The sequence below is a fragment of the Caulobacter sp. X genome, assembly GCF_002742635.1.
In the GTDB taxonomy this organism is placed as follows: Bacteria; Pseudomonadota; Alphaproteobacteria; order Caulobacterales; family Caulobacteraceae; genus Caulobacter.
This window is the reverse complement of the sequence record NZ_PEGF01000002.1, coordinates 1,100,429-1,116,112: the sequence shown is the minus strand read 5'-3', so window position 1 is coordinate 1,116,112 and position 15,684 is coordinate 1,100,429. Positions and strand designations below refer to the sequence as shown.

The window sequence follows — 15,684 nt, the reverse complement described above, 5'->3', positions numbered from 1 at the left end:
CGCATTACGTCAGCGCCAAATGATCCACTCCGTAGAGTGAACCGCCAGAGCGCCGCCGCCTGCGTTTCTCTTTCCAAATCAACAATGTCAAAGACCCGAACCGCCTCAGCGGCCCCACCGTTTAGCGCCCGGTGTCGGCGGAGGCGGCTATCTATCCAACCTCGTTTTCCGTGTCAAATCGTTTCTGGAAGAAACTCTCCGACTTTTTCCGCCAGCCAGTCCGGAGGACTTTCGGCGGAGCCGGCAGCTTCTAAAGAAGTCACCGGAGCCAGTCAAGCATCTTTTTCAAAAGAAAGAGAAGCTCTTCTGGAGCGAAATACTTCAGCAACCTTGCGGAAGCCTTGGTATTTCAGGGAGTGCGGCTTCTAGCGAAACCGAATTCCCGGGTCAACCGCCTCTTTTTCTTTTTCTCTACTTGCGGCCGAAGCCACTTTAGAAAGCAAAAGCCACCCGAAGCGCGCCGTGAGGAGCGCCAAGACGTGGGAGAGATTCGATTGAGGCTGCGGAACTTAGCGATCTGCCTTCCGAAACGCAAGCCCCCGAAGGGCCAAGGTTTCGTCCGACGACCGCGGCCCCGAAGCGAGGGGCGGCTTCTAGAGGCGCCTCCCCGGCCCGGCAAGCCTGAAATCGCCATCTTATCCCCAGATCGGCCATTCCTCTGTGCATGAACGACGTCACGCGAGGCTTGCGTCGCGACGATGCGTCGCTCAGAAGGCTGAGCGCTCTCTAAGAGACGCGTGTCAGCGCGCTTGAACAAGGTCACCGGCGTCCATGTTGTCCCAGAAGGCGCGCTACGCCCTGCGCGCGATGATCGAACTGGCCCGCGAGAACGGGCAGGTCACGGCCGGCGAACTGGCCGAGCGCGCCGACGCGCCGCGCAAGTTCCTGGAAGCGATCCTGCTGTCGCTATCGCGCGAAGGCCTGGTGATCAGCCGACGCGGCAAGTTTGGCGGCTACATCCTGGGACGCGCGCCGGATCAGATCAGCTTCGCCGAGGTCATCCGCCTGGTCGACGGCCCCCTGGCCCTGACCCCCTGCGTCAGCCGCACGGCCTTCCGGCGCTGCGAAGACTGTCGCGACGTCGCCACCTGCGCCCTGCGCGAGGCTCTGCTGAAGGCGCGCGACGCCACGGCCGCCGTCCTCGAGGGCTATAGCCTGGCCGACGCCGCCCAGGGCGTCGGCGCGGAGATGATCGAGGGCTGAGGCTACAGCCCTCTCTCTTACTATAAGAACGCCTATAGAGCGCTCGGCGTCAGCCGGCGGCGATATAGGCCTTCAGACCGTCGGCCTCGGCCAGGGCCTCGTTGATCTTGTGCTTCACGAGGTCGCCGATCGAGATGATCCCCGCCAGGCGCCCGCCCTTGACCACCGGCAGGTGGCGGATCCGGCGGTCGGTCATCCGCTCCAGCAGGGCGTCGACCGTCTCGTGAGGTTCGGCGAAGATCACCTTGGCGCTCATGCAGCTGGAGATCGGCTTGGTCAGGGCAGCGGCCCCTTCCTTGGCGATCACCCGGACGATGTCGCGCTCCGACAGGATGCCGACCACCGCCTCGGTCTCGTCGACCACCACCATGGCGCCGACGCGCCGGGTATGCAGAAGGGCGGCCGCGGCGCCGACGGTCTCCTGCGGGGAGGCCGTGAACACCAAATCACCCTTGTCCTTGAGGATTTGAGAAATCAGCACTGAGCTACCTCCCTTGTTCTTTATGGAACGAGGGTCTCGCAAACAGGCTTCGGGATCAATGGGGATCGCGCGGCGCGGGATCGGCGGGCTCACCCCAGGCCGTGAAGGGACCGATCAGCACCACGCCGGCGGCGAAGCCGATCAGGTGGGCCTCCCAGGCGACGCCCGCCCCTCCCCCGGTCAGCAGGCCGCCCGCGACGGCCATGACGAGATTGACCACCAGCCAGCCCAGGCCCATCGACAGCACCTGCGGGCCGAACATCGGGCCAAGGCCCCCTCGGCCGTCCATCGTGCGGGCCGCGGCGCCCATCAGGCCCGACACCGCGCCCGAGGCGCCGACCACCGGCCCCGCGCCCTCCGGGTGCAACATCGCATAGCCCAGGCCCGAGACGATCCCGCAGGCCAGATAGAAGAGCCAGAAGACCGCCCCGCCCCGCGCGCCCGTTCCCAACAGGCGGGCCACCGGCGCGCCGAAGGCGATGGCGAAGGCCGAATTCATGAAGGCGTGAAGCCAGCCGCCATGCACGAACATCATGGTGACGACGCCCGTCCAATGGCCCGCCCAGAAGTCCTTGGGAACCAGGGCCAGCGACAGGATCGTCGGCTCGTCCGCCTTCATCAGGAACGCGGTCGGGACCAGGATCGAGGCGGCGGCCAGCAAGGCTGGCCAGGGCGCGTTGAAGATCGGTTCTGGACGTTCACGCGCCATCGCTACTCAAATCCTGGACCGGGCGACGGAATCGCGGCCCGCGTCCTCAAGACTTATCTAGTGAGCTCCGGCGCCGGCACAAAGCAAGGACGGCGCGGCTTGATCAGGTCTGACCACCGCCTAACCGTGATCGAACCTCGCCGGAGCGCCGCGCGCCCCAGCTCGCGACCTTCGCCAGCAGCGCGCGGGCGTCGATCGGCTTGCCGACATGATCGTCCATGCCGTTGGCCCGATAGAGGGCGATCTGATCGGGCAGGACGTTGGCGGTCAGGGCGATGATCGGCGTCGAGGCCGCCTCGCCCTCAAGACCGCGGATCGCGCGCGCGGCGGCCAGGCCGTCCATGCGGGGCATGTGCGCGTCCATCAGCACGAGATCGTAGACGCCGGCGCGCACCGCCTCGACCGCAGCGACGCCGTCGGCGACGGTCTCGACCTGATGGCCCATCGCGCGGACCAGTGTCCCGATCAGCTCGCGATTGGCCTCGTTGTCGTCGGCGACCAGCAGCAGAAGAGGACGCTCCGACGCCGACGTCGCCGCCTCCGGGACTATCGCGGGCGCCGCCGCCACGGGAAGGTCCACCACGCACCAGAAGCGCGCGCCCTCTCCCGCGACGCTATCGACGCCGATGCGGCCGCCCATCAGCGCGATGATCTCCTTGCTGATCGCCAGGCCCAGCCCCGTGCCGCCGAACCGGCGAGACACGTCGGGGCCAGCCTGGGCGAAGCGGTCGAAGACCTGGTCCAGCATCGCCGCCGGAATGCCGACGCCGGTGTCCGAAACCGAGAGCTCAAGCCGCTCGACGCCCGGCGCGGCCGTGGGCCGGCGCTCCACCGCCAGGGTGATCCCGCCGACCTGGGTGAACTTCACCGCGTTGCCGAGGAAGTTGACCAGCACATGGCGCAGCCGCTCGGGATCGCCCTCGAGCCACTGAGGGCAGTCGGGATCGATGCGGACCGTCAGGGCGAGCCCTTTGGCCAGGGCGGCAGCTTCGAACATGCCCGCCGCGCGCCTGGCCAGGTCCGGCAGATCGAACGGCTTGCGCTCCAGATCGACGCCGCCCGCCTCCAGCTTCGAGAAGTCGAGGATGGCGTTCAGCGTCTCGAGCAGCATGGCGCCGGCGTCGCGGATCCGGGACAGGTGGCGCTTCTGATCGTCATCCAGGCGCGTGTCCGCCATCAGATCGGCGAAGCCGAGAATACTGGTCAGCGGCGTCCGCAGCTCATGGCTCATATTGGCCAGGAAGGCTTGCCGCGCCGCGGCCGCCGCCTCGGCCCGCTCGCGCGCGTCGGCGAGGGCGGCTTGGGCCTCCACCTCCTCGGTAATGTCGGTCTCGTTGACCAGGACGCAGGGCTCGCCGGTCATCGGATCGGGCGTTCGGCGGATCGTGAGGCTGTGCCAGCGCGGGCCGCCGGCCGTGGTCACCTGGTAGCCGCCCTCGATCACGTCGGTGTCCAGGAGGGCCTTCCAGAGAATGTCGCCCGCCTCGGCGTCGGCGAAGATATCGGCGAAGCGCGCGTCGCGCGCCGGATAGGCGGCCAGGGCCGCGGGATTGCCAAACAGGCGGCGCCCTCCGGCGTCATAAAGCGTCACCAGCGCGCTGGTGTGGCGCAGGGCCTCGATCGCCCGCTGCTCCTCGGCCTCGGGCCGCAGCCGCACGCCTTCGCAAAGAATGGCCGCTCCGCCATCCGGCAGAACGATCCGCGAGATCATCGTATTGACGGTGACCGCGGCGCCATTGGGATAGAAGGTCCAGCGCTCTTCGACCGCGCCGCCGCTCTCAAGCCGCGCGGCCAGATCACTCATCCGAGCGCGAACAGCGGGGGATGAGGCGGAGAAATCGCGGGAGCGTAGGGCCTCGAGGGACGGCGCGCGCCACAGCTCCAGCGCCGCGCGGTTCGCATACAGGGTGCGCTTGCGGACGTCGTCGAAAACCCAGACGGGTCGATGCAAGGCGTCGAAGTCCAGGGCGAGTGACGCCTGAACTTCCGAAGCCACGATGCTTTCGACGCTAGACTTCAAGATAAGTCGTTCCGCTTCACCTACGTCAACTCTTAGCAAAACCCCGTTCCGCGTCCCATTAACGGGGGAATTTGTCGCACCTCGCGAGGAGGCCGCCGGTCCCGCCTGGCCGACGGGCCGCGATTTGTCGTTCCCTCCGGAGCGCGGCTGGGATAGGGCCTCGCGTTCGCGATCCTCCCGCTCCATATCCGTGACGACCATGGCTTCTCCGACCCGCGCGCCCGTACTCGCCCTCAAGGACGTCCGTCTCGCCGACGGCGCCAAGCCGCTGTTCGACGGCGTCGACCTGGCGCTGGAGCCGCGCGTGCGCGCCTGTCTCGTCGGCCGCAATGGCGCGGGCAAGTCGACCCTGCTGAAGATCCTGGCCGCCGAGGGCGTCGAGGCCGACAGCGGCGAGCGCTCGGTCCAGCCCGGCGCCAAGGTCGTCTATGTCGGCCAGGAGCCGGAGATCACCGGCGAGACCCTGCTGGACTACGCCACCGCCGGCGGCGCGCAGGATTACGAGGCCCAGGCCGCTCTGACGGACTTTGGTCTTGATCCGGACAAGTCGGCCAAGGGCCTGTCCGGCGGCGAGACCCGCCGCGCGGCGCTCGCCCGCGCCTTCGCCGAGCAGCCGGACGTGCTGCTGTTGGACGAGCCGACCAACCACCTCGACATCTTCGCGATCCAGACGCTGGAAGAGGAACTGGCCGCCTCGAAGTGCGCCGTGCTGATCGTCAGCCACGACCGCGCCTTCCTGAACCGCGTGACCGAGCGGTGCTTCTGGCTGGAGCACCGCAAGATCCGCCGCTTGGACAAGGGCTTCGCCGAGTTCGAAGCCTGGGCGGACAGCGTTATGGCGGCCGAGGCGGAAGAGGCCCGGCGGCTGGACAAGGTTCTGGAGCGCGAGAACGCCTGGCTGGCGCGCGGCGTCCAGGGCCGCCGGGCCCGCAACGAAGGCCGACGCCGCGCGCTGCTGGCTTTGCGCAATGAGAAGAAGGACCGCCAGAGCGACCAGCGCGGGACCATGACCATGGCCGTCGAGTCCGCCGGGATTTCGGGCAAGCGGGTGGTCGAGGCCAAGGGCGTCACCAAGCGCTTTGGCGAGCGGACCATCGTCGAGAACTTCTCGACCCGCATCCTTCGCGGCGACCGCGTGGCTCTGGTCGGGCCGAACGGCGCGGGCAAGACCACCCTGGTCAAGCTGCTGCTGGGCGAACTGCCCTTGGATGCGGGCTCGGTGCAGCTGGGCGCCAATCTGGAGGTCTCGTACATCGACCAGGCGCGCATGGCGTTGTCGGACAAGATCACTGTCTGGGACTTCCTGACGCCGGGCGGCGGCGACTCCATCGTGGTGCGCGGCCAGTCCAAGCACGTCGCGGGCTACGCCAAGGAGTTCCTGTTCACAGACGCCCAGCTTCGCCAGCCCGTGACCAGCCTGTCGGGCGGCGAGCGCAACCGCCTGCTGCTGGCCCGGGCCCTGGCCAATCCGACCAACCTGATGGTGCTCGATGAGCCCACCAACGACCTCGACATGGACACGCTGGACCTGCTGGAGGACCTGCTGGCCGATTTCGAGGGAACCCTCATCCTCGTCAGTCACGACCGCGACTTCATCGATCGTCTGGCGACCTCAACCATCGCGCTGGACGGCCGGGGCAAGATCGTCGAGACGCCCGGCGGCTGGACCGACCTGATGGACCAGAACCCCGGCTTCTTCAGCGCCGTCCGCAAACCGATTTCCACCCCCGCGCCCAAGGCCGCGCCCGCCGCGCCGCCCCCTCCGAAAAAGAGCGTGAAGCTTTCATACAAGGACCAGAGGCGTCTGGAGGAATGCGAAGCCCTGATCGCCAAGAGTCCGGCGATCATCGCCAAGCTTGAGGAGACGCTGGCGGACCCCAATCTCTACAGCCGTGATCCGGCGACATTCGATAAAACCATGAAGGCTCTCGACAAGGCGCGCGCCGATCTTGAACAAGCCGAGATGGACTGGCTGGAACTCGAAGAGAAAAAAGAGAGCCTGGCGGCAGGCTGATCCCGTATATTGCTGCGCGACGTCTTAACCACTCTCCCCCACGACCTGATACGACTATAGCCCTCTTGAATTGCGCCCTGCGGCATGCATTGTCGCCGGGACCCATTACACGGGCGGGACGGGGACGATATCGTCAGGAAGTGGCGGCCGCGGAGGCGTCCTGCGGCCAAACGACACATCCCTCGATAAGCAAGCAACCCCTCGTCCAGCAGGCGTATTGAATGGTCGCGTCGCCATCCCCTCGAACGGGGAGGACGGCGAACGTCGGGCTCGCGCGACGCGGGTTGGACGTGGTCGGACATTGCCGCCAAGTCGCGGCGGTTTTGGGGGACGAAACGCGTATGCCGCAAAGGCTGGCGCAGCATGAGCGGAGACGGCAGGCGGCTTTGCTGCAAGGCCTTTCCGTCGCCCTAGTCGGCGGTCTGTTCTTCAGCGAGTTCCTGACGCGGACGCTGTTGGGCGTCGCCGCCTTCTGGCCGGCCAACGCCCTGCTGGCGGCGGGGCTGGTGGTCCTGACACCCCGGCGCCGACTGACCTTGGGCGGCGTCTTCGTCACCTTCCACATGGCGGCCGACCTTCTCGTCGGCGACAGCCTGGCCCGGGCGCTGCTCTACACCACGATCGATACGCTGGAGGCGCTCGCGGTCTGGTGGGTCTGCGTTCGCTTCTGGGGACGCATGCCCAGGGTTCGGACCATGCGCGCCCTGGCCGCGCTGCCCGCCGTGACGACGCCGATCGCGGCGATCTCGGCCACGATCTGCGCGCCGATCCTGTCGCTGTTCTTCGCCGAGCCCCTGCTGAAGACCTGGATCGACTGGTTCCTGCGCGGGGCGCTGGGCCTGGCGGTCGTATTGCCGACGGCGTTGGTGCTGATCGACGCCCAACATCGACGGGCCTACCGCATCTCGCTGCGCGAGCAAGGCGTGCTGCTGTTCGCGGTCGCCGCCGTCACCCTGCTCTGCGCGCATCCGCTGTCCGGCGCGCCGCCCTTCCTGATCTTCCCCGTCGCCCTGGTGGCCGCCTATCGCCTCGGCGCGCGGGGCGCGGCCATGGCCTCGCTGATCGTGGCCCTGATCACCCTGCCGATCGCCATGTCGGGCGCTTCGCCGCGCTTCAACGCGATTCTGGGCCCGACGGCGCAGGCGCGGACGATCCAGATCTTCATCGCGGTGCTCTTCTACACTTGCATGGCCGCCAGCCTGGTCCTGGCGCAACAGGATCGCCTGAAGCGCATGCTGCAGCGACGCGAACAGCTGACCCGCGTCGCCCGCGCCCGCGCCCTGGCCGCCACCGAGGCCAAGACCGAGTTCCTGGCCACCATGAGCCACGAGATCCGCACGCCCTTGAACAGCGTGCTGGGCTTCGCCCAGCTACTGGCCAAGCGCGACGATCTCTCGCCCGACGCCCGCCGCCAGGTGAACCTGATCGACAGCGCCGGCGCCGCCCTGGTCACTGTGCTGGACGACATCCTGGATCTCTCCCGCGTCGAGACCGGCCATATCGAGCTACAGCTTCAGCCGACCTCGGCGGCCGATCTGGTGCGCGAAACCGCGGCGATGATGGCGCCCGAAATCCGCGCCAAGGGCCTGGAGCTTGATGTCGACATCATCGATCCGGACCACAAACGCCACGCTCTGGACGCCGACCGCCTGCGCCAGGTGCTGATCAACCTGCTCAACAACGCCGTCAGGTTCACCGATCATGGACGCATTTCGGTGCGGTTGATGATCGAACCCGTCGCCGCCGGCGACAGGCTTCGCTTCGAGATCATGGACACCGGTGTCGGCATCGCCCTGGAGAAGCAGGCCCTGCTGTTCCAGCGCGCTTCCGCGGACGTCGCCCTGGGCCGGATGCCCGCCGGCGCCGGTCTGGGCTTGGCGATCTGCCGCGCGCTGGTCGACGCCATGGGCGGCAAGATCGGCGTCGACAGCGTGCCGGGACGCGGCTCTTGCTTCTGGTTCGAACTGACGGCCAAGGCGATGGAGCGCGCTCCCTCGCCCGCCCCGACGCCAGCGGCGGAAGCCGCGGCGGGTCGAATCCTGGTCGTCGACGACCATCCGATCAATCTGGAGATCGCCGCCACCCTGATGAGCATGGCCGGCTACGACGTCGACCAGGCCGAGAGCGGCAGCCAGGCGGTCGAGCGCGCGCGCAAGACGCCCTATGACCTGATCCTGATGGACATGCACATGCCCGAGATGGACGGCCTGCAGGCGACGCGCGCGATCCGCGCCCTTCCCGGCCCCTTCGGCGCCGCGCCGATCATCGCCATGAGCGCCGACGCCCTGCCGACCCAGGTGGAGCGCTGCTACGCCGCCGGCATGGTCGACCATATCCCCAAGCCGGTCCAGCGCGAGGCGCTGTACGCCAAGGTCGAACGCTGGCGGCGCAAGCCCGCGGCCTGATCGCTTTCGCCTTCCCGCTTGGAAGTCGGCCGGCTCGCCCCTAACTTCACCGCGAACCGTTGGGAGAGCCGTTCGATGCGCCGTCGCGCCTTTGTCGTCCTGGGGGCCGCCTTGAGCCTCGCCGCCCTGACCGCCTGCTCTCCCGCGACCAACAAGGACGCCGCGCCGGCCGGCGTCACGAAGCTGAAGCTGGCGACCGACTGGCGCGCCGAGGCCGAGCTCGGCGGCTACTACCAGGCGCTGGCGACCGGCGAGTACAAGAAGCGCGGCCTGGACGTGACCCTGATCCAGGGCGGCCCCGCCGTGAACGTGCCCCAGCTCTTGGCCACCGGCGCGGTCGATGTCGGCGTCGGCTCCAACAGCTTCATCGTCATGAACCTGGCCAAGGAGGGCGCGCCGGTGAAGGCCGTCGCCGCCTTCATGCAGAAGGACCCGCAGGTCCTGATCGCCCACCCGGACCAGGGGATCCATTCGATCGCCGACATGAAGGGCCGCCCGATCCTGCTGGCCGACGCTTCGATCACCGCCTTCTGGGTGTGGTTGAAGGCCAAGTACGGCTTCGGCGACGACCAAGTGCGCAAGTACAACTATTCCAGCGCCCCGTTCCTGGCGGACAAGCGCGTGATCCAGCAGGGCTACGCGACCAGCGAGCCCTACCTGATCGAGAAGGAAGGCAAGATCAAACCGGCGGTCTTCCTGCTCGCCGACAGCGGCTATCCGGCGTACGCCTCGATGGCTCTGGTCCCCGACAGCCTGATCGCCAAGAACCCCGCGGCCGTCCAGGCCTTCGTCGAAGCAACCGCCGCGGGCTGGAGGTCGTATCTGTACGGCGATCCCAAGCCCGGCGACGCGGCGATCCTGAAGGACAATCCGGAGATGACCCAGGACGTGCTCGACCAAGCCCGCGAGAAGATGCGGTCGTACGGCATCGTGGGCAAGGACGGCGAGATCGGCCAGATGAGCGACGCGCGTTGGGCCGAGTTCTTCAAGGTCGCCTCGCAGCAGGGCGTCTATCCGGCGACCATGGACTACAAGAAGGCCTACACCCTGCAGTTCCTGCCCAAGGGCCAATGAGCGAGCCCATCGCCAGCCTGTCCGGCGTCGAGGTCGACTACGCCCGCGGCCGCGCCCTGGGTCCCGTCGACCTGACCCTCGCGCCCGGCGAGATCGTCGCCCTGGTCGGCCCATCCGGCTGCGGCAAGTCCACGGCCTTGCGCCTGCTGGCGGGCCTTGAAGCGCCGACGCGCGGCGACGTGACCCGCGCCGCCGGCAAGGGCGAGACCTCGGTCGTCTTCCAGTCGCCCACCCTGGCGCCGTGGCTGTCGGCGCGAGACAACGTCGCCCTGCCGCTGGAACTGGCCGGCGTCGCCAAGAAGGATGCTCTGGCGGCCGCCGACGAAGCCCTGCGCAAGGTCGGTCTGGACCAGGCGCTGTCCGCCCGCCCGGCCCAGCTTTCGGGCGGCATGGCGATGCGCGCCTCCCTGGCCCGCGCGCTGGTGACCCGCCCCCGCCTGCTGCTGCTCGACGAGCCCTTCGCCGCCCTGGACGAGATCACCCGCCGCGCCCTGGCCGACGACGTCCTGGCCCTGGCGGCCGAGCTCTCGCCGGCCGTCGTGTTCGTGACCCACAATGTCGAGGAAGCGGTCTACATGGCCCGCCGCGTCGTGGTGATGACGCCCGGTCCTGGCCGCATCGCCGGCGAGATCGCCATCGACGGACCGACCGTGCGTCCGCCCGGGTTCCGCACCACCGAGGCCTTCCGCGCCGCGGCGGAGGCCGTCTCGACCCTGTTGGCGCGCGCCACGGAGGCGGCGGCGTGAAGCGAATCCTCGCCCCCCTGATCCTGGTCGCCGTCCTGCTGGGCGGCTGGGAGATCGCCTGTCGCGCCCTGGCGGTCCCGCCCTATCTGCTGCCCGCGCCCAGCGCGATCGGCGCGGCGTTCCTGGAGTCCTGGCCGCTGCTGTTGAGCTCGGCCTGGGCGACGCTGTCCACGGCCCTGATCGCCCTGGTCATCGCCAGCCTCGTCGCCTGCGCCCTGGCCTTGGCCGTCAGCCTGAACAGCCTGCTCGAAGACGCCGTTCGGCCGATCGCCGTCACCTTGCAGGTCACGCCCCTGGTGGCGATCGCGCCGCTGGTGACCATCTGGGCCGGCATCGAGCATCCCGGGCGCGCGGTGACAGGCCTGGCCGCCGTCGTCGCCTTCTTCCCGATCTTCTCCGGCGCACTGACCGGGCTGAAGGCCGTCGATCCGGATCTGGCCCGCCTGTTCGATCTCTATGGCGCCACGCCGCTGCAGCGCCTGGTCCGCCTGCGCCTGCCCTCGGCCGTCCCCGCCCTGCTGGAAGGACACAAGGTGGCGGCGGGCCTGGCGGTGATCGGGGCCGTGGTGGCCGAGTTCGTGGCGGGGTCCGGCGGGGCCCAGGGCCTGGCCTGGCGCATCCTCGAAGCCTACAACCGCCTGCAGACCGCCAAGGTTTTCGCGGCCCTCGTGGCGCTGGCTGTTCTGGGCGTCTGCTTGAACGCCGCGATGGAGGTTGTCGAGCGTCGACTTCTCAACATTTGGCGCGGTCGTTAGGCCAAGATTAAGCGGCGCGCCCCTACCAAAGGACCCACGTTCTTTCGGTCCGGATGTTCATGCGCGTCGCCGCTTTCACCGCCGCTCTCGCCGATCGGAAAGCCTCTTTCGCGCGCGGCGAGGCGCGATGATGGAATCCCGCCTCCACGACCTGATCACCCTGGCCAACGAGCCTTCCAGCGAGAAGCGGCGCGAGTTGCTGCGCGGCGTCACCGACATGTTTTTCGCCGGCGACGGCCACAGCGCGCTGGAGATGGAGCTGTTCGACGACGTCCTGAGCCAACTGGCCGGGGACATGGAGGAAGCGGTCAAGGCCGAGCTGGCCCAGCGGCTGGGCGAGGCGCAGACCGCGCCGCGCGGCCTGTCCCGCGCCCTGGCCTCCGAGAGCATCGCCGTCGCCGCGCCGATCCTTCGGGGCTCCGGCGCGCTGACCGACGAGGACTTGCTGCACGTCGCCCGCACCCAGGGCCAGGATCACCTGCGGGCGATCTCTCAACGTCCCAGCGTCTCCAGCGTCGTGTCGGACGCCATCGTCGCGCGCGGCGATGACGACACTCTGGGCGTGCTGCTGCGTAACGAGGGCGCGGTGCTGTCGCGCGAGGCGCACGAGACCGTCGTCGACCGGGCGACGGCCAACCCCGCCCTGCACGAGGCGGTGATCGACCGCCAGAGCCTGCCCGTCGACCTGCTGAACGAGATGTATTTCGTCGCCGAGGCGCGGCTGCGCGATCGCATCCTGGAGCGCAACGCCGACGTTGATCCTGCCACCCTGGAGGCCGCGCTCGCGGCGGGCCGCAAGCGGATCGCGGCCAAGGACGGCGCCCTGCCGCCCGACCACGCCGAGGCCGAGAAGGAGTTCCGCGCCCTGCGCGCCAAGGGACCGATCTCGCCGCAGATCCTGGCCAACATGCTGCGGGCCAAGCGCACCACCCTGTTCCTGGTGGCCCTGGCCGATCTGGCCGACGTCGACTTCCACACCGCCCGCAAGATCCTGGAGCGGCGCGAGATGGACGCCCTGTCGGTGATCTGCAAGGCGGCCGACTTCGACCGCTCGCTGTTCCTGACCTTCGCCCTTTTGATCCTCGAACCGTCCGACGAGGTGATGGGCCGGGCCAAGGCCTATGGCGAACTCTACGCCGCCCTGCCCCGCGAGGCGGCGCTGCGCACCATCCGCTTCTGGCGCCTGCGCCGGCAGACCGGCGACGTCGCCGCCGCCTGACCGTGCACGGGCCAAAACCCGCCTTTGTCGCGCCTTGCGCGCGCCATTCGGGACGGCCAAGGTGCGGCTTCCTTTGCCCTGCCTTGGATTTTCGATGATCAGCGCTTCGCGCTTGGCGCTCGTCGCCGCCGCCGGCCTCTCGCTCGCCGCCTGCTCCCACGTTCCGAAGCCTTCGCTGCCGTCGCTGAAACGCGAGGCCATCGCCGAGGCCCCCGCGATGGCCGGGCCGCGCGCGAGCGACCTGAAGCCGGGCCAGTGGGCGCAATCCCTGTCGGACATCGCGCCCGACCCGGCCTGGCGCTTTGGCGTGCTGCCCAACGGCATGCGTTACGCGATCCGCAAGAACGCCACGCCGCCCGCCCAGGCCAGCTTGCGCCTTTGGTTCGACGCGGGCTCGCTGATGGAGGCCGACGACCAGCAGGGCCTGGCCCACTTCCTCGAGCACATGGCCTTCAACGGCTCCAAGAACGTGCCCGAAGGCGAGATGATCAAGATCCTGGAGCGCCACGGCCTGGCGTTCGGGGCCGACACCAACGCCCAGACCAGCTTTGACGAGACCACCTATCAGCTGGACCTGCCCAAGACCGACGACAGCACGGTCGATGACTCGCTGATGCTGCTGCGCGAGGCGGCGGGCGAGCTGACCATCGCCCAGGACGCGGTCGATCGCGAACGCGGCGTGGTGCTGTCCGAGGAGCGCGCGCGCGACACGCCTGGCTATCGCGTCGCCATCAAGACCCTCTCGGCCCAGATGGACGGCCAGCTGCCGCCCAAGCGCATCCCGATCGGCAAGACGGAAATCCTCAAGAACGCCTCGGCCCAGCGCATCCGCGACTTCTACGAGGCCTATTATCGTCCCGAACGGGCGGTGCTGGTGGCGGTTGGCGACTTCGACGTCGACGCCATGGAGGCCAAGATCAAGGCCAGGTTCGGCGACTGGACCGGCAAGGGTCAGCCCGGCAAGGATCCCGACGTCGGGCCGGTGGCCAAGCGCGGCCCGACAGCCAAGCTGATCGTCGAGTCCGGCGCGCCGTGGAGCGTCCAGATGACCTGGACCCGCAAGCCGGACGGTCTGGTCGAGACCAAGGCGCTGGACGAGCGCGACATGCTCGAAAACCTGGCCTTCGCCGTGCTGAACCGTCGCCTGCAGGCGCTGGGCCGCCTGGCCGAGCCGCCGTTCATCGCCGGCGGCGCCTTCAAGGGCGACCAGTACGGCGCGGTGCGGGTGACGACCCTGGGCGCGACGGCCCAGCCCGGGCAATGGCGGGAGGCGATGCGGGCCCTGGACGCCGAGCAGCGCCGGGCCATGCAATACGGCGTACGCCAGGACGAGCTTGATCGCGAGATCGCCAGCCTGCGCGCGGGGCTCGCCGCCGCGGTCGCGGGCGAAGCCACGCAGCGCACCCCGGTCCTGGCCAACCAACTGGTCGACACCCTCGGCGACGCCGAGGTCGTCACCTCGCCCAGCCAGAACCTCGCCGCCTTCGACGCCATGACCAAGGGTCTGACGGCCGAGCGGGTCAACGCGGTGCTGAAGTCGTCGTTCGCGGGCTCCGGACCGCTGCTCGTGATCGCCGCGCCGACCAATATCGAGGGCGGGGAGCCGGCGATCCTCAAGGCCTATGAGGAGCTCAAGGCCCAGCCCGTGACGCCGCCGGCCGCGCCGGGCGTGACCGTGTGGCCCTATTCCAGCTTCGGTCCCAGCGGCAAGGTGGTCGAGCAGAAGGAGGTCAGCGACCTCGACGCCGTCTTCGTGCGGTTCGAGAACGGCGTGCGCCTGACCGTGAAGCCGACCAAGTTCCGCGAGGGCCAGGTCGTGGTGAAGGTCCGCGCCGGTCACGGCCTGCTGGACCTGCCGTCCGACAAGCAGAGCCCGCTATGGTCTGGCTCGGCCTTCGTCGAAGGCGGCCTCAAGCAGATCTCCGCCCAGGACATGGAGCGGGTGCTGACCGGCAAGATCTGGAACGCCCAGCTGGGCGTCGAGGACGACGCCTTCACCCTGAGCGGCCGCACGCGTCCCGAGGACCTGTCGACCGAACTGCAGGTTCTGGCGGCCTTCGCCACCGAACCGGGCTGGCGTCCGGAGGCCTTCAACCGCGTCAAGACCAGCTACGGCACGCTGCACGACCAGCTGCAGAGCACCACCGGCGGCGTGCTGGGCCGCGACCTGGGCGGGCTGATGCACGGCGGCGACCAGCGCTGGACCTTCCCCTCCCGCGAGCAGATCGCCACGGCTTCGCTGGACGAGCTGAAGACCGCGGTCGCCAATCCGCTGACCAAGGACGACATCGAGGTGGTGATCGTCGGCGATACGACCGTCGACAAGGCCATCGCCGCCGTGGCCGACACGTTCGGCGCCCTGCCCGCGCGGACCGAACTGCCGGCCTCGGACGCCGCCCGCCAGGCGCCGTTCCCGGCGCCGTCGCCGACGCCCGTGATCCGCACGCACAAGGGCCGCGCCGACCAGGCCGCCCTGTTCATGGCCTGGCGCACGGACGACCTGTTCTCGAACCTGCAGCGCTCGCGCGATGTCTCGGTCCTGGGCCAGGTCATGCAGCTGCGCCTGATCGACGAACTGCGCGAGAAGCAGGGCGCGACCTACTCGCCCAACGCCTCCTCGACCGCCAGCGTGGTGTTCAAGAACTGGGGCTACCTCGCCGTCAGCCTGGAGGTCCCGCCCGAGAAGCTGGACGGCGTCGTCGCCTCGATCCGCAAGATCGCCGCCGACCTGCGCGACAAGCCGGTGACCGAGGACGAACTGGAACGCGCCAAGAAGCCTCGCATCGACCAGATCGAGAAGGCGCGCGTGACCAACGAGTACTGGGTCGGCGCCCTGTCCGGCGCCCAGACCGATCCGCGCCTGCTGGACGCCACGCGCTCGGTGCTGGCGGGCCTGGCCCGCGTGACTCCGGCCGATGTGCAGAAGGCGGCCAAGACCTATCTGGCCGACGACAAGTCCTGGCTGCTTCTGGTCAAGCCGGAGGCGGCGGCGAAGTAGACTTCACGGCAAAGGGCCTCGCCTCGGGCGGGGCCCTTTTCTTCTGAGGGCGCGTTTCTG

General features: G+C 68.8%; 11 protein-coding genes. 8 read left to right on the top strand and 3 right to left on the bottom strand.

Features of this window, described 5'->3' with window-relative positions; translation table 11 throughout:
* Positions 1-771: 771 nt before the first annotated feature.
* Positions 772-1,203 carry an Rrf2 family transcriptional regulator gene (locus CSW60_RS17585; RefSeq protein WP_099538487.1) on the top strand — a complete coding sequence of 144 codons (432 nt, stop codon included), beginning with the start codon at positions 772-774 and terminating at the stop codon, positions 1,201-1,203.
* 49 nt (positions 1,204-1,252) lie between these two features.
* On the opposite strand, the gene CSW60_RS17580 is transcribed toward CSW60_RS17585, so the two are convergent.
* The 3 genes from CSW60_RS17580 to CSW60_RS17570 all read right to left on the bottom strand — a co-directional run bounded on the left by CSW60_RS17580 (position 1,253) and on the right by CSW60_RS17570 (position 4,413).
* Positions 1,253-1,684 carry a CBS domain-containing protein gene (locus CSW60_RS17580; RefSeq protein WP_013078241.1) on the bottom strand — a complete coding sequence of 144 codons (432 nt, stop codon included), beginning with the start codon at positions 1,682-1,684 and terminating at the stop codon, positions 1,253-1,255.
* Positions 1,685-1,739: 55 nt separating this feature from the next.
* Positions 1,740-2,393, bottom strand: a complete 654-nt coding sequence (locus tag CSW60_RS17575) for a rhomboid family intramembrane serine protease (RefSeq protein WP_099538486.1) — start codon at positions 2,391-2,393, stop codon at positions 1,740-1,742.
* Between the two features lie 103 nt (positions 2,394-2,496).
* Positions 2,497-4,413 carry an ATP-binding protein gene (locus tag CSW60_RS17570; RefSeq protein ID WP_161495658.1) on the bottom strand — a complete coding sequence of 639 codons (1,917 nt, stop codon included), beginning with the start codon at positions 4,411-4,413 and terminating at the stop codon, positions 2,497-2,499.
* A 199-nt stretch (positions 4,414-4,612) separates the two neighbouring features.
* Between CSW60_RS17570 and CSW60_RS17565 the strand changes: the two genes are divergently transcribed.
* From CSW60_RS17565 to CSW60_RS17535, 7 genes are all read left to right on the top strand, one after another.
* On the top strand, positions 4,613-6,427 hold the full coding sequence (locus CSW60_RS17565; protein WP_099538484.1) for an ABC-F family ATP-binding cassette domain-containing protein: 1,815 nt from the start codon (positions 4,613-4,615) through the stop codon (positions 6,425-6,427).
* 341 nt (positions 6,428-6,768) lie between these two features.
* On the top strand, positions 6,769-8,832 hold the full coding sequence (locus CSW60_RS17560; RefSeq protein ID WP_099538483.1) for an MASE1 domain-containing protein: 2,064 nt from the start codon (positions 6,769-6,771) through the stop codon (positions 8,830-8,832).
* Positions 8,833-8,907: 75 nt separating this feature from the next.
* Entirely contained in the window at positions 8,908-9,906 is a 999-nt protein-coding gene (locus tag CSW60_RS17555) for an ABC transporter substrate-binding protein (protein WP_099538482.1), read from the top strand.
* A complete protein-coding gene (locus CSW60_RS17550; RefSeq protein ID WP_099538481.1) occupies positions 9,903-10,652 on the top strand; it encodes an ABC transporter ATP-binding protein in 750 nt (249 codons plus the stop codon). The genes CSW60_RS17555 and CSW60_RS17550 overlap by 4 nt, the downstream gene beginning before the upstream one ends.
* Complete coding sequence (locus CSW60_RS17545) at positions 10,649-11,407, top strand: ABC transporter permease (protein WP_099538480.1); 759 nt, start codon at positions 10,649-10,651, stop codon at positions 11,405-11,407. Before CSW60_RS17550 ends, CSW60_RS17545 begins: the two co-directional genes overlap by 4 nt.
* A gap of 130 nt (positions 11,408-11,537) precedes the next feature.
* Positions 11,538-12,626, top strand: a complete 1,089-nt coding sequence (locus CSW60_RS17540) for a DUF2336 domain-containing protein (protein WP_099539171.1) — start codon at positions 11,538-11,540, stop codon at positions 12,624-12,626.
* 94 nt (positions 12,627-12,720) lie between these two features.
* Positions 12,721-15,624, top strand: coding sequence for a pitrilysin family protein (locus CSW60_RS17535; protein ID WP_099538479.1), 2,904 nt, complete (start codon positions 12,721-12,723; stop codon positions 15,622-15,624).
* Positions 15,625-15,684: the final 60 nt, after the last annotated feature.